Consider the following 23,196-nt stretch of genomic DNA (forward strand, 5'->3'; position numbering starts at 1 on the left):
ATGCCAGCTATGGCAGCAACCGAGCGCGGTAAAGCCGCATTTTGTTGGAAGACACAATGGGGAGGGAAAATTCGGTGACACTATTGCTGAGAATTTGATTCGTAGCGATCGGAGACCAAACTTGTCCGGGGCCAAAATTAGTCGCTGCCTGTAATTCAAATCGCAGGCCGGTGGTTCCCGCCAATTCGAGTTGGAACTGGTTTTGTGCCCCGCTCAAAAACTTCAATTTTGGTTGCTGCACCTTGACTACCGTTGTCGTCGTGCTGGCGGTTCTCGTAACGCCCCGCAAGGTGATTTGCGCGGAGAGGTTGACTACTGTGTCCGTGGAAACACTGCCGGCGGTGAAGTTGCCATTGACGATTTCTGGCAGACTGCTGGACCATGAAGGCGACAGGTTTCCGTTCGTGCTGCCATCATTGAAATAAGCCGTGCTCACGAAAGTCGCCGAAGAATTTTCGTTCACGAACGCCGGGCCGCTCAACACGAGATTGGTGAATTGCGGTGGGACGCTGAAGCCCGGGGCCGACAATGTCCCGCCGCCGGTCGGCACTCCGCCGCTTGGCCCGGTTGAGGTAGAAAAGAGAGTAAAAATTTCCTGGCTGTCTTCCGCATGCGCCGAATCGCCATCATATAATCCGCCCTCGTAAACTGTCGCAAAATAATTATCCTGACCCTCACCAGTGGTTGACAAGGTGACCTGAATGGAACCACCGGCGGGAATAGGCGGGAAGGCTGTCTGGCTGATATCCTCATTACCGGAAAAAAAAGATTGATCATATAGATCCACATACCCCGCTCGGGATTCACTCATGGTAGGATTGTAAATAGTGATGGTATTTATGAAGGTATTGAAACCATCGTAGAAATCATTCTCATTGCCGGTGATCTGTAGTAAATGCCCAAGGGTAAATTCCTGTTGGGGAGTTGGGGGTAAGACATTTATGTTCACTGACTTGCTGGCAGCATTATAGTCATAGGTATCGCTCGGAGTGAAACCCGCCAATACGGTGGTACTTCCCGGCGGTAAAACGGTGCCCGCGGGCGGGAAATAGGCGAACGATCCTGAGGCATTGGCCGATGCATTCAACTGTTGCGGCCCCAGCGGCGTGCCAAAAGCTAGCGTTGAAGGCGTGGTCCACGAAATAACCGGCGCTATCTTTGGATCCACCTCCAAGGTCACGGTATTGGTTGCGCGCGTATAGTTCGTGATGTCTATCGGGGTAAAGACAACCGAAAGCAAATTATTTCCAGCATTCAGCACCGTGTTCAATGGCGGGTTATAGACAAAATTTCCTGGAATATTACAGGTCGCATTTAGCTGGATACTGGTCAGCAGGAAGGGAAGCCGGACCGGCGAGGGTGTGTTCCAAACGACAACGGGTGACATCGGCAGCACCACAAGATTCACCATGTTGGTCACAGTGGCGTAGTTTGTGCCATCTGGCGTAAAGACAGCGGTGAGAAGATGTAATCCTGCTCCAAGAATAGTTCCGCTCGGCGGCGAATAGACAAATGAACCCGGCACGCTGGCCTTGGCATCTAATTGGTTGGATCCAAGCGGCGTACTGTAAACAATGGATGCCGGAGTGTTCCAGAGGATGCTCGGTTGGGCAGGACCGCTCGGTTTGATAGCCCAGATCATGGCATTGGCCATTAACCGGGCGCCGTCGCTGGTGGCATCCCAAAAATCAGTGCGCGCGTCGCTTGATGGTGGAAAAAAATTAAGGGCGACCACCCGTCCGCTGGTGATTTGTTTGGTCGCAACCAGCGGCTGGCCATCACTCCAATGAGCAATGAGACGGGCTCCGGAAGTGATGGTAATTCCAGAGGTGTGAAAGCAGGCGGTTCCACCGTTGAATGAATTGACCCCGCTCAAAATGGGATCCAGCGGTTGATCTGCCACCAGATAATTATAAAAACTGGCAGTTCCCGTTCCCAGGGTAATCGGCGAATAGCCTCCGCTGATAATCCGGCCCTGCATATACCCGACAAAGTTGGTGGAAAAGTCAAAATCGGCCAGGACGACGCCTCCACCCGAATCCGCGTAGTCCGCAAGAACATTACCCATTCCCGCTGGATCAGTAAATGGCTCATCGGAATACGCCATCACGCAATCGTATTGTTGTAATTGCGCCAGCGTCGGCACGGCGCTCCCCTCGATTATATAGCCATCCACTCTCGAAAACAGACCCGTGCCAAATAGCTTGTTGGTAACGTCATTGTTCCAAGTGGTAGTCGCCGGGGCGCCATAAACGGCGATGGTAGGCTTGGCTGGCTGGACACTGACGTCATCCAAGCCAAAATACGATGGATCATTGCGAAAGCCGATTTGAAGCGGAGTATTTGCCGAACTTGCCTTTACGATGAATTGAAGATTGGTCCAGCCGATGCCGCCGATATTAACCTGGTCGAAAAGATTAGTGCCGTTCCAGGATATCGAAAATTCGTTGGTGGGAATCGCACTGGGGCTAAACAACCAAAGTGACAACAAGTATTTTTTCCCCGGCACCGTGGCGAGATTTTGCGAAAGAAAACCGAGGGTAAGCGGGGGGCCTAACTGGGCTCCGAACCCGCCAGAATGCACATATTCCGTTGAGGCGATATACGCATCCAAAAGATTGCCGGACTGTGTCCAGCCCTGGAATCCATTGGTTTCAAATCCACCATTTTGGACCAGTTCCTGCGCCCGCGCCGGCGTTGCCGCGGCCAGCAGCACAAAAACCATCGCCCACAACAAACCGAAAACGGATTGCCATGCCCCCAAATGATCAACCGCAATTTTTTTATTTACCGCGCATGCCATAAGTTCCCCTTCTCACAGTAAATTATTTCGATGGTTGGATTCTATACGCCTTCGGTTGTTCGATGCGAAAGGATTACCCCAAATCTGGACCGCGCATGCTGGCCGATCCGCGGGTTTGTGGACCTCTCAATCGTCCGCTTTTTAATCACAGAAAATACTCCGATTGCCAAGCAATTTTAGCGTTACGACGACTTCGATTTGTAACACAAAAAAGCACCTCATTCCTACGAATGCGACAAATAGAGTTGCGCCTTTTTTTTAATTAATTACCGTGGGCGCGCACCAGGACACACAGGGTTTTCCGTAAAAGAGAATTTGAGCACCCACAACCAAAAGCTAGCGTTCGTTTGCGCCGTGGGCTTTTTTTGGGCCCGATGGTGCGCCGCCGCTCCAACGCCGCAAGGCGAGCTGCTGGAAAAGGAAGGCTCGGTGGACCTATCGCGGGCCAAGGTTGAATGGTCGTCCGCCTCTGTCGGCCAAAAACTTTTTGTGGAAGACCGGTTGCGAACGCTGGCGGACAGCCGGGCCACGCTTCAACTGGCGGAATTGGGCAGGCTGAGGTTGAAGGAGTTGACCACGATGGAAGTTTTGCCGCCGCTGGCCAACGGCGGGAAGGCCACGCTCGATTTGAAGAACGGGGCTTTTTATTTTTTCACGCGCGAACGCCCCCGCGAATTTCTCATCAACACGCCTTACGCCGTCGCCGCCTCGCGCGGGACGGAAGTCATGGCGGCGGTGGACGCAGATGGCCAGGCGACTTTCACGGTGTTCGATGGCCAGGTGGATGTGACGAATAACCTAGGCGGCGTCACGCTGGCCACCGGTGACATCGGCACGGTCGCTCCAGGACAGGCACCGGTGAAGACGGCGGTGATCCAGACTACCAATTTGGTGCAGTGGTGGCTGTATTATCCCGCGGTGCTGGATCAAAATGAATTATCGCTCACCCCGCAGGAGCAGGCGCAAATCACCAATTCACTGAGCGCGTATCGTGCCGGTGATCTGCTGGGCGCGCTGGCGGATTATCCAAAAACCTTCCAGCCCCAAAGCGATGGCGGACATATTTATCTGGCGGAACTCTGGCTGGCGGTCGGCGAAGTCGAAAAAAGTGAAACGGAATTATCCAAAGTTGGCGCTCAATCCGAATTGGCCAATGCGATTCGGGAATTGATGGAGGCGACGAGCTTGCGAACGTCGTCGCGCCCCATTCAAGCGGTGTCCTCGGCTTCGGACTGGCTGGCGCGTTCTTATAGTGATCAGGCGCGGCACGATTTGTCCGCGGCGTTGCAGTCCGCGCGAAATGCCGCGGCGAAAGATCCCGGCTTCGGCTTTGCCTGGGAACGCGTGGCGGAACTTGAATTTGGTTTTGGCCGCACGGAAGAAGCGCTGGATGCACTGGAGAAATCAATCAAATTATCCTCGCAAAACGCACAGGCGTGGGCGTTAAAAGGTTTTCTGGCCGCTGCTCGCAATCAACTGCCCGAGGCCGAAAAACATTTTGAACAATCCCTTGATCTGGATGGCGCGCTGGGCAACGCCTGGCTGGGGCGCGGGTTGGTCCGCATCCGCCAGGGACAGAGCGATGCCGGGCGGGGTGATCTTCAAACGGCGGCGGCGCTCGAACCCAATCGCTCGGAACTGCGCAGCTATTTGGGCAAGGCTTTCGATAACAGCGGTGATGCGTTGCATGCGGACCGCGAATTGAAATTGGCCAAGCGGCTCGACCCTTCGGACCCGACGCCGTGGCTTTACTCGGCGCTCTATCTTCGCGAGGAACTTCGTTTCAACGAGGCGCTGGAAGATTTGGAACGGTCGCTGGCCTTGAACGACAACCGGCAGGTCTATCGCTCGCAACTTTTATTGGATCAGGACCGGGCCGTGCGCGGTTCCAGTCTCGCGACGATTTATCAAAGCGCGAACATGAATGATGTGAGCGTGCGCGAAGCCATCAAGGCGGTCGAAAGTGATTACAGCAACCCGTCGGCTCATCAATTTCTGGCGGAAAGCTTCGACGCGCAACGCGATCCCACTCGCTTCAACTTGCGCATCGAAACGCCGTGGTTCAACGAACTTTTGCTGGCGCACATCCTCGCGCCGGTGGGCGCAGGCAACCTTTCACAGAACATTTCCCAACAAGAATATTCCCGGCTGTTCGAGGATGACCGGCTGGGTTTCAGCAGTTCGTCCGAGTATCGCAGCGATGGGCAATTTCGCGAGTTGGCGTCGCAATATGGAACCGAAGGCAATTCCAGTTACGCGCTCGATTTGGATTATCAGCATAACGACGGCATTCGACCCAACAATGAGCTAAATCGAATCGAGTGGTACACGACTTTGAAGCAGCAGTTGACTCCGCAAGACTCCGTTCTGCTTTTGACGAAATATTTCGACTACCACTCGGGCGATAATTTTCAGCGCTACGACCAATCAATGGTGAGGACGAATTATCAGTTGGACGAATCACAAACCCCGCTGCTGGCGGTGGCGTATCATCACGAATGGCAGCCGGGCGTGCACACCCTTTTTCTCGGGTCGCGATTGGAGGATAACCAACGATACCGGGACGCGGGGGTTGAACAGTTAATTCTCTTTACCAACGCAGCCGGACAGGTGATCAGCGATGCGGCTCTTGGAAAGGACCCCGTCACCGGCGCTCCCGATGGAGGCGTGGATGTGACTTACCAAAGCCGTCTTGAAATTTATTCCGCGGAGTTGAATCAAATTTTTCAGGGCGAACGGAATACGGTGATTCTCGGCGGGCGATTTCAAGGCGGACAATTCAGCACGACCGATCTGCTGAACAATGTTCAGCCGTCCAGCTTCGCTTATTTATTTTCCGACCCCGCCGCGCAGGACACCGCCAACTCAAGCTTCACCCACGAGTCGGCGTATGCTTATTACACGCTTGAGCCGGTGGACCACCTTTGGCTGACGGCGGGGCTTTCGTTTGATCACATGACTTACCCGGATAACTTCCGGCTCTCGCCGATTTCTTCCGCGAGGGCCGAGCGAACCCGTTACAATCCCAAGGCGGCGCTGGTCTGGAATCCTTTGCCGCAAGTGACCCTGCGCGGTGCGTTCAGCAAATCATTGAGCGGCGCAAGCTTTGATGAAAGCTTCACGCTGGAGCCGACTGAACTTGCGGGCTTCAATCAATCCTATCGCACGATCATTTCCGAATCGCTGGTCGGAGAAGTATCCGCGCAGGATTCTCAGGTGGCGGGCGGGGCGTTGGATTTGGAATTTCCTTCCCATACTTACGTTGGGCTGCAAGGCGAAATGCTCGGCTCGCAAGTGGACCGCGGGTATGGAGTGTTTGATAGTGACGACTCATTTTTTCCGGACAGCTTCACGCCTTCGACGACGCGCCAATCATTGGATTATCATGAGTCTTCCATTTCGGCGACGGTGAACCAGCTTGCCTCGGACATGTTTTCAATCGGGGCAAAATACAAATTCACGCATTCCGTATTGCAATCGGTGTTTCCAGCGATTCCTCTCGCCGCCGATCCTACGGCGAATATTTCTCAAGCGGCGAACCTGCATCAGACCACATTTTTTATATTGTTGAATCATCCGTCGGGTTTTTTCGCGCAGGCAGAAACCCAATGGTATCACCAGGATAACTTCGGCTACACGCCTTCGCTGGCCTCGGCTAACTTCTGGCAGCACAATATTCTTTTCGGTTACCGTTTGCGCCGGCAACGCGCGGAATTGAGCGTTGGCGTATTGAACCTGGGGAATTCGGATTATGATTTAAATCCGTTGAATCTCTATCAGGAACTGCCGCGCGGCCGCGTCTTTTTTACGCGCGTAAAGATTAATTTGTAAGCGGGCAAATGGATAAATTTGACGATCCTGAAGCGCGCAGAATTGTTTTTACAAACAAGCAGTTTGTAGGCATATAAAAGCACGATAGAACGCAGGCAAATACGGGGCAAAAGCGTGAGGACAAAACATTATTCTCCGATTTTTTTTCTAAGATTTATTTCATTGGCCGCCTGGTTGATCATGGCGTTTATCCACCCGAATTTGCTTTCCGCGCAAGAGTTGGTTGCGAATGGAGGATTTGAGGTCAATACCGGTGGCTGGCATGAGACGGGGAATATCAACCAGACGTTTGTAATATCCGCCGCCTATGCCCGCTCCGGCGCGGCCGGCGCGAAATTGGCTGCGTCGAGTTCACCCGGTTTTATCGGACAAAGCATTGCCGTGGAACCGAATCAGGTCTATTTGCTTTCTCTCTGGCTGTATAGTCCTGATGGGTCAACTCCAAACGACTTCAATGTTTCGTGGGACGGTATCACCCTTTTCGATCAAACTAATATTCCGGCGATTGGCTGGACGAATCTGCAATTTACGGTGGAGTCCACCCGAGCCAATGTAAATCTTCAATTTGGATTTCGAAACGACCATTCGTCTTTTGGGTTGGACGATGTTTCGGTTCAGCCGGTGGCGCCAGCGGATTTTAGCAACTTGCATTCGTTTACGAATACTGAGGGCGGCGATATTGGAGGCGTCATTTGCGCAAACGACGGCAGCACTCTATTTGGCGCGGGAACTGATGGAGGCGCTGCCGGAGCCGGCACCGTATTCAGATTGAATACGGATGGCTCGGGGTTCACCATTCTGCATAATTTTACTCCCCCTTCGGGATTTCCCTATTATTCCAATGGCGACGGTACTTATCCAACCTCGCCGCTGGTATTATCAGGCAGCACTGTTTATGGAGTGACGCAACAAGGTGGTGCTTTGGGCAGCGGTCATGTATTCAAGATGAGTGCGAACGGAGGAAATCCGACCGCTATTCATACTTTTACGACGGTTCCGAATTCCCCGCCTTTTTATAATAATGATGGAGCGTTTCCCAATGCGGGAATAATTTTATCAGGCAACACCCTTTATGGAACGGCAAATGAGGGTGGCACCGCAGGGAGCGGAACATTAATCAAAGTCAACACTGATGGCACTGGTTTTGTGGTCTTGCATAGCTTCAGCGCCACACCGTCTTTCTATCCACAGACAAATAGCGATGGGGCATCCCCTGAATCCGCTTTGACCCTATCCGGCAATACCGTGTATGGCACTACCTATTCAGGAGGGCCTTTTGGCTATGGAACAATCTTTAGCGTCCACACCGATGGATCGGGGTTTGTGAACTTGCATAGCTTCACTGGAGATGTTGATGGCGGTCATTTGTTTTCGAGTCTGGTGATATTGGGGCAGGTGGTCTATGGCACTTCATTTTTTGGAGGAGATACAAACAACGGGTATTTGTTTAAAATGAACACGGACGGTACCGGTTTCGGCATTATTCACAGTTTTTCGCAGACCGCTGGAAATGAAAATGCCAATTATGACGGGGCGAATCCCGAATACGGATTGACGTTATCTGGCAACATTCTTTACGGAACCACCAGCGAGGGAGGAAGCTTTGGCGGAGGAACCGTATTTCGGATCAATTCCGATGGCTCAGACTTTACAGTATTGTACAACTTTCCATTGAGAGCTGTTGTCAGGGCATTATCCGCGGGCTCTGACGGGGGGGCGGCAGAGGGGCCTTTGAGTATATCCAGCGGCGTCCTCTACGGTGCAGCCTCTCTAGGTGGTTTTTATAACGAAGGGTTGATTTATGCCATCAGCGCCATGGGAGAACCTCTGGTCATCTGGAATGATCCTGATCCTATTACCAATGGAACACCATTGTCTGCTGCGCAGTTGAATGCCAGTTCCACAGTTCCAGGTTCATTTACTTACTCACCGCCTGACGGGACCATTCTCGGAGTGGGAACGCAGATTCTCACCGCCGTCTTTTCCCCGGCGGACACAAACTATCCAATCGTGACCAACACTGTGGATATTGAAGTGCTTCCCATCATGCCTGCGGTTATTTGGGAAACGCCATCGCCGATCCGGTTTCCGTCCATGCTTACCAGTGAGCAGTTAAACGCGACGTGCAATATTCCCGGAACTTTTATCTATAATCCGCCGGCGGGCACGGTGCCGCAAACGGGAGTTGACTTGCTTTCGGTGGTGTTTATCCCGTTCGATACCACTAATTATACCAGCGTGACTAATACGGTAGATTTGGAAGTGGATCCAAAAATAGCACCCAATATCACATGGGCGGCGCCTTCGGCGATAGCCTTTGGCACGCCGCTTGGGCCGCAGCAGTTGAATGCGACGGCTGACGTCTCGGGATCGTTTGCCTATGCCCCTCCGTTGGGGACCGTGTTGACACCGGGAGAAAAAACCCTATTGGCGGGTTTCACTCCAGGCGATACTTATAATTATAGCTCCGCCGGCGATTTTGTGACGATCGAGGTCTTACCGCCAACCCCCCAACAGGAATTTATTTATGGGCATTTGCTTCAGATCACGCGCAATGTAAATAATTTTTATGACGGTTTCTACACCTTCATAAATACCATCACCATCTCAAATCCTACCATGAGCGAATCGCGGGCAGGATATGTGGACTTATATGACCAATCATCTCTTTCGGGCAATGAAGATGCCGGCCAGACAGCCTTCCCGCCTATTCCCGCCGGAGGCTCGATGCAGATCACGCTGACCACCAGGGGCAGCGGACAGGATAACTATTTTGCGACGGTGTACGAAGATGGTTTGTATAATGGCGATTCGCCACAGGCAGAAGACAGCCAGGAAATTTTCCATCTCTTTTCGACCACGAACGGGCCAAGTGGCGGAGTGCCGACCGGCGGCGGGACATTGTCGGCCCCGGGCTTCAGCGTACCACCGCAATTCACTGATCTCGTGATTAGCGGCCCGGCGTTCGTGAATGAGAATTCTTCGGCTGCTTTCGCGACGACTGCTTATTTCAATGATGGCAGCACGAATGGGAATCTGTCTCCTTCATGGTTCAGCAGCCTGCCAGAAATCGTCAGTGGCAATTTCACCGCCGGCAGTGTCACCGCGGATACATTGGTGACTATTTCCGCTCAAATCACTTTGCGAGGCATTACAAAATCCGCCAGCACAACCGCGACGGTAGTAAAGGTGCAGCAGCCAAAACTGAAGTTTTTGAGTGCATCACAAAATTCATTCCACCTTGATTTGACGGGAACCACTGGCCTTCGCTTTGAATTGCAGATGGCGACCAATCTTGGGCCGGGAAAAATTTGGTCTCCGATCGCCACGAATCAAATTCTCAGCAATAGCGCCACCGAATTTTCCGATTCGGGAGCGGGGACAAATTCGCGGCGCTTTTATCGCGTCCGAGTTCTTCCTTGAGTCGTTTCCTTTAACTTGTCAGTCGGTTCTCAGCCATTCTACCTCTTTTAAGAACATGGCTCGGATGTATCCTGTACAGACCAGAATTCCAGAAATCCCGCGTGGCATTTGTTTTGCTGATAGGTCAGCGAATCAATTTTAGAAAATCATTCAACCTATAAAATAAATGAAAGCCAAAGCGTCGGGAAAACGAGTTCGTTATGCGGTCGTCGGATTGGGAGATATTGCGCAGAGCGCGGTTTTGCCGGCGTTTGCGAATTCCAGGGGAAACTCCGAGTTGACCGCGCTGGTTTCGGATGACCCGGTAAAGCTGAAGCGAATCGGACGCCAATATCAGGTCGGACGGTTGTGCGATTATGGAGATTATCGGGCTTTGATGCGCAGCGGCGAGGTGGATGCGGTTTATATTTGCCTGCCGAATGAGTTGCATCGGGAATACGCCGTCCACGCCGCCGAAGCGGGAATCCATGTGCTGTCCGAGAAGCCGCTCGCCAAGACCGAGGCGGAATGCGAGGACATCCTCAAGGCTTGCGCGGAAAATAAGGTGAGGCTGATGACGGCGTATCGCCTGCATTTTGAACGGGCGAATCTTGAGGCGATCCATTTGCTGCACTCGGGAAAGATCGGCGAACTGCGAATTTTTCAAGCGCTGTTCACGCAGCAAGTGAAGCCGGGAAATGTCCGGCTGGACGATCACCTGAGCGGCGGTTCGCTCTATGATATTGGGATTTATTGCATCAATGCCGCGCGCTATTTGTTCCGCAGTGAACCGGCGGAGGTCTTTGCTTTTTCCGCGCGCAATGGCGATCCGCGTTTCAAGGAGGTTGATGAAATGACGAGTGCGATTTTGCGTTTTCCGAAGGACCGACTGGCGAGTTTCACGACCAGTTTTGGCGCGTCGGATTCGGCGGTGTTCACGGTGGTGGGAACGAAGGGAGTTTTGCGATTGAACCACGCGTTTGAATATTCGGATTCGATCGAGATGGAACTTATTTCCGGTGGTCGCACGATCAGGAGAAAATACGCCCTGCGCGATCAGTTCGCGGCGGAACTGATTTACTTCTCGAACTGTATCTTGAAAAAACGCGAGCCCGAGCCGTCGGGCATCGAAGGGCTTTTGGATGTGCATATCATCCGGTCGCTTTACGAGTCCGCGCGCAATGGGCTGCCGGTGCGGACCAGGGAACTTCGCGCCCCGCATCGGCCCGATTTGCGCCAGGAAATTTATCGGCCGCCGGCGCGGCGCCGTCCTAAAATTCACGCGCAATCACCGAGCCGATGATCGCTTTGGCTTGACGGAAAATAAATCGCAATTCGCCAATCGAACGGCAAATTGCGAAAAACTGGCGCGCTTTCCCGGGCGGAATCAATTCCATTTACGTGGCGACGCGCGCGTTTCTGCATTCAATTTGTTGGTACGTAACCAGCTAAAATTCTTCCGGCCCGGTTTTCCAGGCCATTTTTATTCGTGCGACAAATAGCCATCGGCGGCGCGCATGCCTGACGCGATGGCTTGGGAACAGATGAACGAGTAATGGAAAAAAATATTGAAACAGATAATCCTGCGCCAACCCTGGAAAATCCTTATCAGGCGTGCCTGGATTACATTCAGGATTACTGGCCGAGAATTACGCGATTGCAAACCGCCGACGTGGGGACGCTGATCGGATTGCCATTCCGATACATCTGCGCGAATCATGACATGTTCAAGGAGCTGTATTATTGGGACAGCTATTTTATCATGCTGGGATTGGAGGAAACCCGCAACGACGGTTTGGTGATCGAAATAACGGAGAATATTCTTTTCCTCATGAGCCGCTTCGGGCGCATCCCGAATGCGAACCGCTACTACCATCTGAGCCGTTCGCAGCCGCCGTTTCTGAGTTCGATGATCCGCAAGGCGTATGACGCCAAGGCCCGCCAGGGGCTCACGCAAACCGAACTTTTCGGCTGGCTGAAGACGGCGTCGCGAGTCGCGGAAGTGGAATACGAACAGGTCTGGCGCGGAAAAAAATTTCCGGACGATCGCGAGGTCTATCGCGGATTATCCCGATACTACGATCTCAATATTTGGCATTCGGCGGCGGAAGCCGAATCCGGCTGGGACATGACGCATCGTTTTGAAGACCGCTGCCTGGATTTTATTCCGGTGGATTTGAATAGCCTGTTATTCCAATACGAGACCGACTTCGCACTTTTTGCGAAGCTGCTGGGCGATGGAGAAGCCGAAAAAAAATGGCAGGCCAAACGGGAAGAGCGCCGGAAAAACATGTTCGAAGTTTTGTGGGACAACGACGCGGGGTATTTTTATGACTTCGATTATCGCCGTGGCCGCCGCAGTAATGTGCGCACCGTGGCGGGCTTTTTTCCGATGTGGTCACGGCTTGCCACACCGGAGCAGGCCGCGCGCATCGTGGCCACGCACCTGCCGTTTTTTGAGATGAACCACGGCATCGTGACCACCGAACAATCGCGCGGCGAAACGAAGGACTTTTCCAAACAATGGGAATGGCCCAACGGCTGGGCGCCGCTGCAATGGATCGTGATCAGTGCCTTGGAAAAATACGGATTTCATGACGAGGCATTGCGCATCGCGCGGAAATGGGTGGACCTGGTGAACCGGATTTTTTTGGAGAACAAAGTGAACTTCGAAAAATACAATGTCGTGGACGGTTCGCGCGCGACGCCGGACCGTTATCCCGACCAGGCCGGCTTCGGCTGGACCAACTCTATCTTCGCGCGGCTCGTGAATTTCGTCCTGACCGGCCGGCTTTGGCCGCAGCGGGAAAGCTTTTATGCAACCACCAAAAATGGATAAGATCGAAACCGATTTGCTCGTGGGAAAACCGTACCCGCTGGGGGCCACGTGGATGAACGATGGGGTAAATTTTGCGTTGTTTTCCGCCAACGCGGCGGGCGTGGATCTTTGCCTTTTCGACACTCCGGACGGCAAGGAGGAAAAGCGCTCGATCAAAATTTTTCATTGCACGAACCAGATCTGGCACGTTTTCGTGCCGGGTTTGAAGCCCGGGCAATGTTACGGCTATCGCGTTCACGGGCCTTACGAACCGGAGAAGGGTCTGCGATTCAATCCCTCCAAATTACTTTTGGATCCGTATGCGAAAGCGATTACCGGCGACGTTCGCTGGGGCGAAGAGATGTTTCCCTATCGCCTGGGCGACCCGTCCGCCGATCTTTCCAAAAACGATTTTAACAACGCGGCGTGCATGCCCAAATCGGTGGTCACTGACCCGCGGTTCGATTGGGAAAATGATGCGCTTCCCAACACCCCCATGGGCGAAACGATTATTTATGAAACTCATGTCAAAGGGTTCTCCAAACTCTGGCCGGCGCTTCCGGAAAAAATTCGCGGGACGTATCTGGGCATCGGCAGCGAGCCGGCGATTGCGTATTTCAAAAAACTCGGAGTGACGGCCATTGAGTTATTGCCCGTGCATCACCGCATGGATTCAAAACATTTGATTGATAAAGGGCTCTCGGATTACTGGGGTTACAATTCCATCGGCTTCTTTGCGCCGGACAGCCGATTTTCGAGCGAAGGTTTTCTCGGTGAGCAAGTGCGGGAATTCAAAACAATGGTGAAGAACCTGCACGCCGCCGGTTTGGAAGTGATCCTCGACGTGGTTTACAATCACACTTCCGAGGGAAATCGCATGGGGCCGATGCTTTCCTTCCGCGGCATTGATAACTTGAGTTATTACCGGCTGTCTGAAGATCCCCGTTACAACATGGATTACACCGGCACGGGAAACACGCTCGCGGTGTATCAGCCCAATGTTTTGCAGATGGTGATGGACAGCCTGCGGTATTGGATCACGGAGATGCACGTGGACGGTTTTCGTTTTGATTTGGCGGCAGCCCTCGCGCGCGAATTGCAGGCGGTGAATCATCTTTCCTCGTTTTTTGACGTGATCCATCAGGACCCGCTCATCTCGCAAGTCAAATTGATCGCGGAGCCGTGGGACCTCGGCGAGGACGGCTACCAAGTTGGTAAATTCCCCATCCTGTGGTCTGAGTGGAACGGAAAATATCGCGACACGATCCGGCATTATTGGAAGGGCGACAGCGGGTGTTTGAGCGATTTTGCGAACCGTTTCAGCGGCAGCGCGGATCTTTATGAGGCCACCGGGCGCACGCCATCCGCGAGCATCAATTTCGTGACGTCGCACGATGGCTATACGCTGGCGGACCTGGTCAGTTACCAGGAAACTCATAACGAGGCCAACGGTGAGGAAAATCGCGACGGCGAAAAAAATAATTTGAGTTGGAATTGTGGCGTGGAAGGGCCGACGGAAGATGAGGAAATAAACAAGTTGCGGCGCCGCCAGCAGCGAAATTTTCTGGCGACATTGTTTCTTTCCCAAGGCGTGCCGATGCTGGCGGGGGGCGACGAGTATGGCCGCAGCCAGCAAGGCAACAACAACGCCTACTGTCAGGATAACGAGATCAGTTGGTTGAATTGGGAACATGGCGAACATGCCGACCGGCTCACTCAATTCGCCGCTGAACTGGCTGCATTTCGGAAACGGCATGCGGCCTTTCGGCGGTTGGATTTCTTTCGCGGACAGCCGGTGCGCGGCACGAACATGCACGACGTCAAATGGCTGAACCCAACCGGGCGAAAAATGCGCGATGACGAGTGGAATGTGGATCACAACCGCTGTCTCGGTATTTTCCTCAGCGGCTATCTTATGGGCATCAATGGCAAGATCATTGAGGATGATTTTTACCTGCTGTGCTTTAATGCGCATCATGAGCCGGTTCCGTTCGTGCTTCCGGCGGGAGTGGAGACCGAATGGGAATTTGTTTTGGACACTGCCGATGAAAAAGGTTTTGTTCGCGATCGGACTCCGCCGAAGGGGCAGATCATTCTCGAAGGCCGTTCGATGATGGTGCTGCGCCTGCGTCCGCCGGCTGCGCTGGAACGCTCGACGATCATGGATCGTCTGTTACAAAGCATGGATGGCGAAGCAAAGGACGCGCCGGCCAATGAGCAGCAAAAGCAGTAGAGACTTGCCGCCGCGTCCGGTGAATCCCGCGTGGCGACACGGCCTGCAGGTCAGCTGTGACGGAGTTCTGTACCGGTTGTGGAGTCCGCAAACCTCAGCGGTAAACGTGCTTTTGAACGGAAGGCAACGGCGTTTGCCGATGCGGAAAAATGGGGCGGGCTGGTTTGAAATATTGGATGCGCAAGGCAAAGCCGGGGATCTCTACGAATTTGAATTGGAGGGAAAAACTATTTTGCCGGATGTGGCGTCGCGTTTTCAACCTCGCGGAGTTAAGGGACCATCGCAAGTAATCGAAGGTGAAAGTTTTTTTTGGAACGATGAAAACTGGCAGCGACCGAGTTTGGCGGACTTGATTATTTACGAGTTGCACCTGGGGACCTTTACGAGCGAAGGGACGTTTGTTTCGGCCATTGACCGGTTGAAACAGGTGCGTGACCTGGGCGTGAACGCGATTGAACTGATGCCGGTCGGTGAATTTCCGGGAGAAAGAAATTGGGGGTATGACGTGGTGCTGCCCTTCGCGCCCGCACACAGTTACGGGACGCCGGATGATCTGCGGCGATTGGTGGAGGCGGCGCATGGGCTGGGATTGGCCGTCATCCTGGACGTGGTTTACAACCACGTCTGCGGCGAGCCGAATATTTTGGAGAGGACCAGCCCGCAATATTTTCACAAAAAAAATAGCAATGCCTGGGGCGGCTCGCTGAATTTTGATGGCGAAAACTCTGAAGCCGTGCGCGAATTTTTTATTCAAAACGCGGAATATTGGTTGGAGGAATTTCACGTGGACGGGCTGCGGCTCGACGCCACCCACGCGATTCAGGACGATTCGCCCACGCATATCCTGACCGAGATTGCGGCGGCGGTGCGTCGGCGCGGGGGCTTTGTCATTGCCGAAGATGATCGAAATGAGGCACGGCTGCTGCGGCCTGTTGGCGAAGAAGGACTGGGATTGGATGCCGCGTGGGCCGATGACTTTCATCATGTGATGAAAATGAAATTGAAGCCGGAACCCATCGGGCATTTCGCCAGCTATGCCGGAAGCCTGGACGAATTGAAAGATACGATTGAACATGGGTGGCTGTTTCGCGGGCAGGAATTTCGCCAGTGGAAAAAACCGCGCGGCACAGATGCTATTGATCGGCTGCCGCAACAATTTGTTTATTGTTTAAGCAATCATGACCAGACTGGCAACCGGCCGATGGGCGAGCGGTTGAATCATTTAGTTGACGCGCGGGCTTACCGGGCGGCCTCCATGTTTTTTCTGCTGCTGCCGTTCACGCCCATGTTATTCATGGGACAGGAATGGGCGGCGGAAACACCGTTTGTATTTTTCTCCGATCATGGCGGAGAATTCGGCGCGGGCGTGAGCAAAGGACGGCTGCGCGAATTTCAGAATTTCGGATCGCAATGGCCAGCAGAGATGATCGCGCGGATGCCCGATCCCGAAGACCCGTCCGCGTTTCAACAAAGCAAATTGAATTGGCGCGAATTGGAAACTCAGCCTCATCAAAGGGTGCTCGCTCTTTATCGCGAATGTTTGCGCCTGCGGAAAGCAGATCCAGTTTTACACGAACGTGAGCGGAGCAACTGGAAAGTCTGGACGGAGAGCGATTGTGTTTTTTTGAAGTATGGATTGAAACCGGGGCCATCGCGGTTACTGATCGCGCATTTTGGCGAAGGCGCTGAAGCCACGATTGAGAAAGGCTGGCGATTAAAGTTGTCCAGCGGGGAGCGGCGTTTCGACGGGCAAGGCGAAAACATTTTTGATATAGCGGCGAACGCGAGCAAGTTTACCGGGCCGGCGACGATTTTGTTGGAGCGGGAATTGTGAAAACGTCCATGCGCATACCGGGATCAACTTATCGCTTCCAGTTCAATCGAGGATTCACCTTTGAGGACGCGCGAAAACTCGTGAACTACCTGGATGAACTGGGAATCACTGATTTGTATGCGTCGCCGATTTTCACCGCGCCGCCGGAAAGCAATCACGGATACGATGTCTGCGACTACAATCAGATCAATCCCGTGCTGGGCGGAAGCGCGGGGTGGCTTGAGTTAAGCAACGAATTGCGAAAGCGCGGCATGGGGTTGATGCTGGATTTTGTGCCGAACCACATGGGCGCGGTGCCGGGGTTGAACTACTGGTGGCGGGATGTTTTGGAGCACGGCCTGGATTCGCGTTACGCGAAATTTTTTGATGTGGATTGGGAGGCGTTGGAGGGGCGGATATTGCTGCCGATTCTGGAGGATGAATTGGAAAAAGTTTTGGAGAGGGGATTGTTTGAATTGACCTATGAAAATGGCCGCCTGGGAATCAAATATCGGGAAATAATTTTGCCGCTGACGCCGGCCAGCGAGCAACGGGCGTGGGACGCTTTGCAAGCCGGCATAGAACCCAATCGAAACGCGGCGGTTGCGGCCTTCAACGCGGGCGTCAAAAATTCCGAGAGCCGGGATTGGATGCGCGGACTTTTGGCGGAGCAAGTGTATCAGTTGGAATATTGGCGGACGGGAACGCGGCGGGCGAACTATCGCCGGTTTTTCGAGATAGATGGTTTGATCGGGATCAACGTCGGTTTGTCAGAAGTGTTCGAGGCGGTTCATCACTTGCTCGGAGAGTTTGTGAAAGCGGGACAAGTGACCGGCTTGCGGCTTGATCACATTGATGGGTTGGCGGACCCAGCGGCTTATCTGGAAAGGTTGCAGCAGTTCCTCAAAAAAATTGGCGGTGATGAATTTTATGTCGTAGTGGAAAAAATATTGATGGGCGACGAGGAATTGCCGAAAGACTGGCCGGTGGCGGGCACGACAGGATATGAATTTGGCGCCGCCGTAACGGGCGTGCTGGTGGAGGGCGCGTCCGAGAAAAATCTTTCCCAAATCTACGAAGATTTTGCTGGAGATAAAACGACGCTTGAGGATGTGATCGTGCGGAGCAAGCGGCAGGTGATGGGGCTGGCTTTGAGCAAGGAGGTCGGGATATTGGCTGCGCTTTTGGAGGAGTGTGCGGGAGGAAATATGGAGGGGAAGGAGTTGCGGGCAGCGGTGGAAGCTGTGCTGGCTGTTTTTCCAGTGTATCGAACTTACATGACACCGCGAACGATGGTGAGCCCCGCCGATCGGGCGGTGGTGGAAACTGCGTTAGCTCTGGCGCGGAAAAATTCGCCGAATGTGACTGGGAAGGCGCTGGATTTCTTACGAAAGATTTTGCTCGCGGAAGGTGAAACATCACCGAATGAAACGGCAGAATTATTTCGGCAGCGATTTCAGCAATTTTCCGGGCCGATCATGGCGAAAAGTTTTGAGGACACGACTTTTTTTGTGTTTAACCGGCTGATCGCGTTGAATGAAGTTGGCGCGAATCCCGGGCGATTCGGCTGGGAGCCAACTGCGTTTCACGCAGCGAACTCCAGGCGATTTCAATGCAGCCCACACTGCATGCTGACGACCTCAACGCATGACACCAAACTGAGCGAAGATGCCCGGGCACGGGTGGCGGGGCTGTCGGAAATCGCTGATGAATGGAAGACGTTTTTACAGACGGCCGGCAAAGCGAATGAAGTTTTCAAAGCGGATGTAAATGGAAAGGCGGCTCCGGATCGGAATGAGGAATATTTATTTTACCAGGTTTTATTGGCGAGCTGGCCGTTGGAAACATTAGACCAGCAAACGCGTTCGAGTTATGTCGAGCGCTTGCAAGGACACCTGTTGAAGGCATTGCGGGAAGCAAAAATCCATACGCGCTGGGATGAACAAAATGAGGCCTGGGAAAAGGCGATGAGCGATTTCGTAAGCCGCGTCATTAATGAACCATCGCCGGAATTCACCGCGAAGTTTGCGCCGCTGGCGAATCAGATCGCGGAACTTGGCGCAATGAATTCACTGGCGCAAACGCTTCTCAAGTTGACCTCGCCGGGTGTGCCAGACATCTATCAAGGCAACGAGGGTTGGCAATTTGCGCTGACGGATCCGGACAACCGAAGGCCGGTGGATTTTGAAGCGCGGCAGCAATTTTTGAAATCGCTGGGCACGCACCCGCCGGCGGAACTGCTCACGAATTGGCGCAGCGGCGCGATCAAATTATTTTTAACGCGAACAGTTTTAAGATTTCGCCGAAAACATCCGCGATTGTTTGAAAGCGGTGATTATGTGCCGCTGACTTTTGAGGGAAAGTTTGCGGAGAATTGCATTGGGTTTGTTCGCCGTGCGGAAGGTGAATGCGCCGTGGTGTTCGCGCCGCGATTAACCAAAAAAGTAGGATGGCCGCCAATCGGCGAGGGTTGGGATTCGACCAAGGTAAATTTTGCGGGGCTGGGAGAAACAGCGTTGGTTGATTTATTTACCGGCAGACGATTCGGCGATAGAACCGCCGCGATGGCGCAGGTGTTTGGCGAATTGCCCTTCGCGGTTTTGACGACGGAAGCGGTCATTTAGATTTTATCAGCCAGGGATCTTTTTCCTTGTCCACGCCTTTTTTAAGTTGGGGAACGTCCGTGTGACGCCAAGCCACGCCAAAGACTTTATACAAATGGAAGTGGCCGTAACCGGATGTGGCATCCAAAGATTGGACGTGCGCGCCGGTTTCGCGGAGGTAGGCGAACAAAGCGAATTTGCCGATCGAATCCGCCTTCTGACTTTTGTAAAAAGCGATCTCGGGAGTTTGCAGCGGCCCAGAAAGCGGAACGGGAATGGTGAGCGTGGGGATGCCGATCAGCGTTTCGGAAGTATTCATGCCGAGGCCGCCGCTGCGGATTTCCACAATCACGTCTGCCTGGTTATTGGTGGCCATGAGCAGGGCGCCGGCGTCGGAAAAATGCTGGCGGATAAGGCTGATGGCATAGAGCTTGTCCACGCTGTCAAAATATTTTTCCTCGATGAAAACTTTCCGGCCACTGGCCCATTTGAGGTCCACATCCATCATCGCTTCATCCGAGGCGTGGCTGAGGAGCAGTTGCTCAATGGCGGTGCGCGGTGGTTCAGAAATTTTGGCGGTGTAACAACCGCATAGCCCAAAAAGAGACAGATAAAATGGAAAACGAAGAAGATGTTTTGTTCCGGCCCAGGCGGAACCCATGCAGAAAATTTTGCTCCCAGACATGCGGCGATTATTTTTAAATTTGATTTGGAAAAAACAGATCACGTAAAATTCCGACGAAGGCTACTAGCTAAGAATATGCCAGCGGGAAAAGGCGGATTGGAAGGCAACTTGCGGCGACGGGAGGGCGTTCGAATCGCAATATGCAATCGAGTGTTGCACACTGCAATCGCCTGAATCCAGTTTCCCCGTAAAAAACGCTGAAGCGACGTTCCGGTCAGCCGGGTTAAAAGCCATCTGCTTTTAATCGGCTCAAGGAAGGGTTGGTCTAAAAAATGCGGGTCATAGCTGTTGAAACACCTATCTCCAAATTTATGAATACTTCCATTGAACAAAAACAATCCGTCAAAAATCCGGGCGCTCAAACCGCCGGAAAGGCCACGGGGGTGGTTCTGATTGTCATCGGCACACTGCTCCTTTTTACGATCATCATTCCCTATTTGGGAATCATGATGGCCATTCCCGGTTTGCTCCTGATTTTCGCTGGCTTCGGCTTGATCGCTTTTCGATCCAAAACGGGGACTGCGGCAAAGTAACCATCGCTTTTTTAGATTGAAGGTTGAAACCGTTTTCAACATCGCCACTCTACGCCTTAATTCTTATGTGGCAGGACGCTCTCGGCCATGTCTTTGACTGATTGCCAGATCATGCGCCGCGAATGAATGTCGCCTTTCAAGATTGAGCCCATAAAATTTCGCGCCTGCGCCCAGGTGATGTGGGGCGGCAGCGGCGGCACTTCGGGATCGGTATGCGCGTCAATCACCACCGGACGGTCGGAGGCCAGTGCTTCTTTCCAGGCGGCTTCCACCGATTCCGGCTGGTTGAGCCGGATGCCCTTGAGTCCGAGCGATTCGGCGTGGGTGGCGTAAGGAAAATCAGGCAGTTCCTGAGAGGCGATATATTTTGGGTCGCCACTTAAAATGCGTTGCTCCCAAGTGACCAAGTTCAAATCGCGATTGTTCAGGACGAGCACGATGAGCCGCGGATCACGCCATTGCTTCCAATATTTTGCGACGGTGACCAGTTCACTGCTGCCATTCATCTGCATGGCGCCGTCACCGACAAAAGCGATCGCCACCCGATCAGGGAAGGCGAACTTCGCGGCAATCGCGTAGGGTACGCCCGGCCCCATCGTGGCCAAATTTCCTGAAAGCGATGCCATCATGCCGGTGCGGAGCTTAAGATCGCGGGCAAACCAATTTGCCGCTGAACCGGAATCGGCGGTGAGAATGCAACGGTCCGGCAGATGCGGGGACAATTCCCAAAACACCCGTTGCGGATTGAGCGGTTTGGCGGCATTCATGGCTCGCGCCTCGAGAACTTTCCACCATTCCGCGACATCTTTTTCAATTTTTTCCCGCCAGGTTTGGTCTGACTTTTGTTTCAATAGAGGAATCAGCGCGTTCAAACTTTCCACGGCATCTCCCGCCAAACAGACATCGGCGGGGTAACGCAGGCTCAACATCCGCGGATCAATGTCAATCTGCACACAGCGCGCCTGCCCTTCCGACGGGAGAAATTCCGAGTAAGGAAAACTGGTGCCGATCATCAAAAGCGTGTCGCAATCATTCATCAGGTTCCAACTGGGTTTAGTGCCGAGCAGACCGATCGCGCCCGTCACGAAGGGCAACGCATCCGGCAAAACTGCGCGGCCCAGCAATGCCTTCGCCACCCCCGCGCCCAGCAAATTGGCGGCTTCTATCACTTGCCCGCCCGCGTCCAGGGCGCCGGCGCCCACCAAAATGGCAACGCGCTGGCCTTCATTTAAAATGCCGGCCGCCCGGCGTAATTCATCATCGGCGGGGATGACGCGGGACTTGGCGTGGCCGATGCCGGAATGAATCGTGTGATGCAAATGCGCCGGTTCCCTGATGGCTTTTTCCTCTTGAAGATCGTTGGGAATAATCAGGCACGTGACTGTCCGTTCCGCCTTGGCGATGCGCACCGCTCGATCCACCAAATGGCGGATTTGCGCCGGATGCGAGGCTTGCTGCATATATTCTCCCGCGACATCCTTGAACAGCGACGTCAAATCCACTTCCTGCTGGTAGCTTCCGCCCAACGCCTGGCGCGAGGATTGGCCGACGATGGCCAGCACGGGCGTATGATCCATTTTGGCATCGTACAAGCCGTTGAGAAGGTGGATCGCACCCGGCCCGGAAGTTGCGAGGCAGACGCCGACCTCGCGCGTAAATTTGGCGTGACCGCACGCCATAAAGGCAGCCATCTCTTCATGGCGCGCCTGAATGAATTCCATCGGGTGGGAACTTTTCTCCGCGCGTTGCAGGGCGCCCATGATTCCGTTGATGCCGTCTCCGGGATAACCGAAAATTCGGCGAATCCCCCATTGATGCAACCGCTCAATCAAAAAATCGCTGCACGTATCGCTCATGGTGGCTAACAGGCAGCAAATGATTTGCCAAGGCCTTGACCGTGTTTATGGCAATAACTCGCTGGGCGCGCAAACCAATCGGCGCAAATTGCCTTCATGAATGGCGAATTGCGATTGTGGCCGCTTCCATAGCGAAGGCACGTGAGTGGCGGCCAAGTGGATAGCCAAGCCTCTGTTGCGACATTGCGGAACAAACTGATTCGGGAGTGATAAATTAAGTGGTGGAGGCGGCGGGAGTTGAACCCGCGTCCCAGACTAATCTGCCAGCCGCGACTACATGCTTAGTCAGAAGAGAGTTTTCATCCTTGCGATAACGCTCTGACTCGAGTCGCACGGCCTAGTCCGCATGGAATTATTTCGACCCCGCGCGCGCGGTCTCCGCGCTGGATCTAACCTGCTGTAGCGTTCGTCCACCGTAGCAGGTGTCCAGTGGCGAACGTCGTGGCACTTAGGCCGCGAGAGCTAGTTCTTGATTAGCTTTTATTTTTTGGTTCGATTTTTTACGAGGCCAACGAACCATCCTCGGCATGCCGCCTCTGGCGTATTCTCCTGGTCGAAACCAGTACGCCCCCAAACGACTGTTCTTATTATCGCCGGGATGGGGCGGCGGGTCAAGGGG

11 protein-coding genes and 1 other RNA gene are annotated in these 23,196 nt (G+C 53.5%); 8 read left to right on the plus strand and 4 right to left on the minus strand.

The genetic code is table 11. The features are described from left to right. Nucleotides 1–7 precede the first annotated feature (7 nt). Nucleotides 8–2,803 carry a hypothetical protein gene (locus tag VH413_04890; protein ID HEX3798018.1) on the minus strand — a complete coding sequence of 932 codons (2,796 nt, stop codon included), beginning with the start codon at nt 2,801–2,803 and terminating at the stop codon, nt 8–10. Between the two features lie 354 nt (nt 2,804–3,157). Here VH413_04890 and VH413_04895 point away from each other — a divergent pair, with 354 nt between their 5' ends. The 7 genes from VH413_04895 (at nt 3,158) to treY (ending at nt 19,524) form a co-directional block, all read left to right on the plus strand. Further along, a complete protein-coding gene (locus tag VH413_04895; protein HEX3798019.1) occupies nt 3,158–6,634 on the plus strand; it encodes a TonB-dependent receptor in 3,477 nt (1,158 codons plus the stop codon). A gap of 162 nt (nt 6,635–6,796) precedes the next feature. Further along, entirely contained in the window at nt 6,797–10,057 is a 3,261-nt protein-coding gene (locus tag VH413_04900; protein ID HEX3798020.1) for a choice-of-anchor tandem repeat GloVer-containing protein, read from the plus strand. A gap of 166 nt (nt 10,058–10,223) precedes the next feature. Further along, on the plus strand, nt 10,224–11,339 hold the full coding sequence (locus VH413_04905) for a Gfo/Idh/MocA family oxidoreductase (protein ID HEX3798021.1): 1,116 nt from the start codon (nt 10,224–10,226) through the stop codon (nt 11,337–11,339). 252 nt (nt 11,340–11,591) lie between these two features. Next, complete coding sequence (locus VH413_04910) at nt 11,592–12,875, plus strand: trehalase family glycosidase (GenBank protein ID HEX3798022.1); 1,284 nt, start codon at nt 11,592–11,594, stop codon at nt 12,873–12,875. Continuing rightward, nucleotides 12,853–15,087 (plus strand): glycogen debranching protein GlgX, encoded by a 2,235-nt coding sequence (glgX, locus tag VH413_04915; GenBank protein HEX3798023.1) that lies wholly within the window; start codon nt 12,853–12,855, stop codon nt 15,085–15,087. The genes VH413_04910 and glgX overlap by 23 nt, the downstream gene beginning before the upstream one ends. After that, nucleotides 15,068–16,921, plus strand: coding sequence for a malto-oligosyltrehalose trehalohydrolase (treZ, locus tag VH413_04920; GenBank protein HEX3798024.1), 1,854 nt, complete (start codon nt 15,068–15,070; stop codon nt 16,919–16,921). Before glgX ends, treZ begins: the two co-directional genes overlap by 20 nt. Continuing rightward, nucleotides 16,918–19,524 (plus strand): malto-oligosyltrehalose synthase, encoded by a 2,607-nt coding sequence (gene treY, locus VH413_04925; GenBank protein HEX3798025.1) that lies wholly within the window; start codon nt 16,918–16,920, stop codon nt 19,522–19,524. Before treZ ends, treY begins: the two co-directional genes overlap by 4 nt. On the opposite strand, the gene VH413_04930 is transcribed toward treY, so the two are convergent. Further along, nucleotides 19,517–20,164 (minus strand): DUF6655 family protein, encoded by a 648-nt coding sequence (locus VH413_04930; GenBank protein ID HEX3798026.1) that lies wholly within the window; start codon nt 20,162–20,164, stop codon nt 19,517–19,519. The two genes, treY and VH413_04930, sit on opposite strands and share 8 nt — an antisense overlap. A 335-nt stretch (nt 20,165–20,499) precedes the next feature. On the opposite strand from VH413_04930, the gene VH413_04935 reads away from it, so the two are divergent. Then, a complete protein-coding gene (locus VH413_04935) occupies nt 20,500–20,721 on the plus strand; it encodes a hypothetical protein (protein ID HEX3798027.1) in 222 nt (73 codons plus the stop codon). A gap of 56 nt (nt 20,722–20,777) precedes the next feature. Here the strand turns inward: VH413_04935 and VH413_04940 are convergent, their stop codons facing one another. Together VH413_04940 and ssrA are read right to left on the minus strand one after the other, a co-directional pair. Beyond that, a complete protein-coding gene (locus tag VH413_04940; protein HEX3798028.1) occupies nt 20,778–22,577 on the minus strand; it encodes a thiamine pyrophosphate-requiring protein in 1,800 nt (599 codons plus the stop codon). Between the two features lie 219 nt (nt 22,578–22,796). Then, nucleotides 22,797–23,149, minus strand: a transfer-messenger RNA (tmRNA) gene (ssrA, locus tag VH413_04945). Nucleotides 23,150–23,196: the final 47 nt, after the last annotated feature.

This window comes from Verrucomicrobiia bacterium, from assembly GCA_036268055.1.
Taxonomy (GTDB): domain Bacteria; phylum Verrucomicrobiota; class Verrucomicrobiia; order Limisphaerales; family Pedosphaeraceae; genus DATAUW01.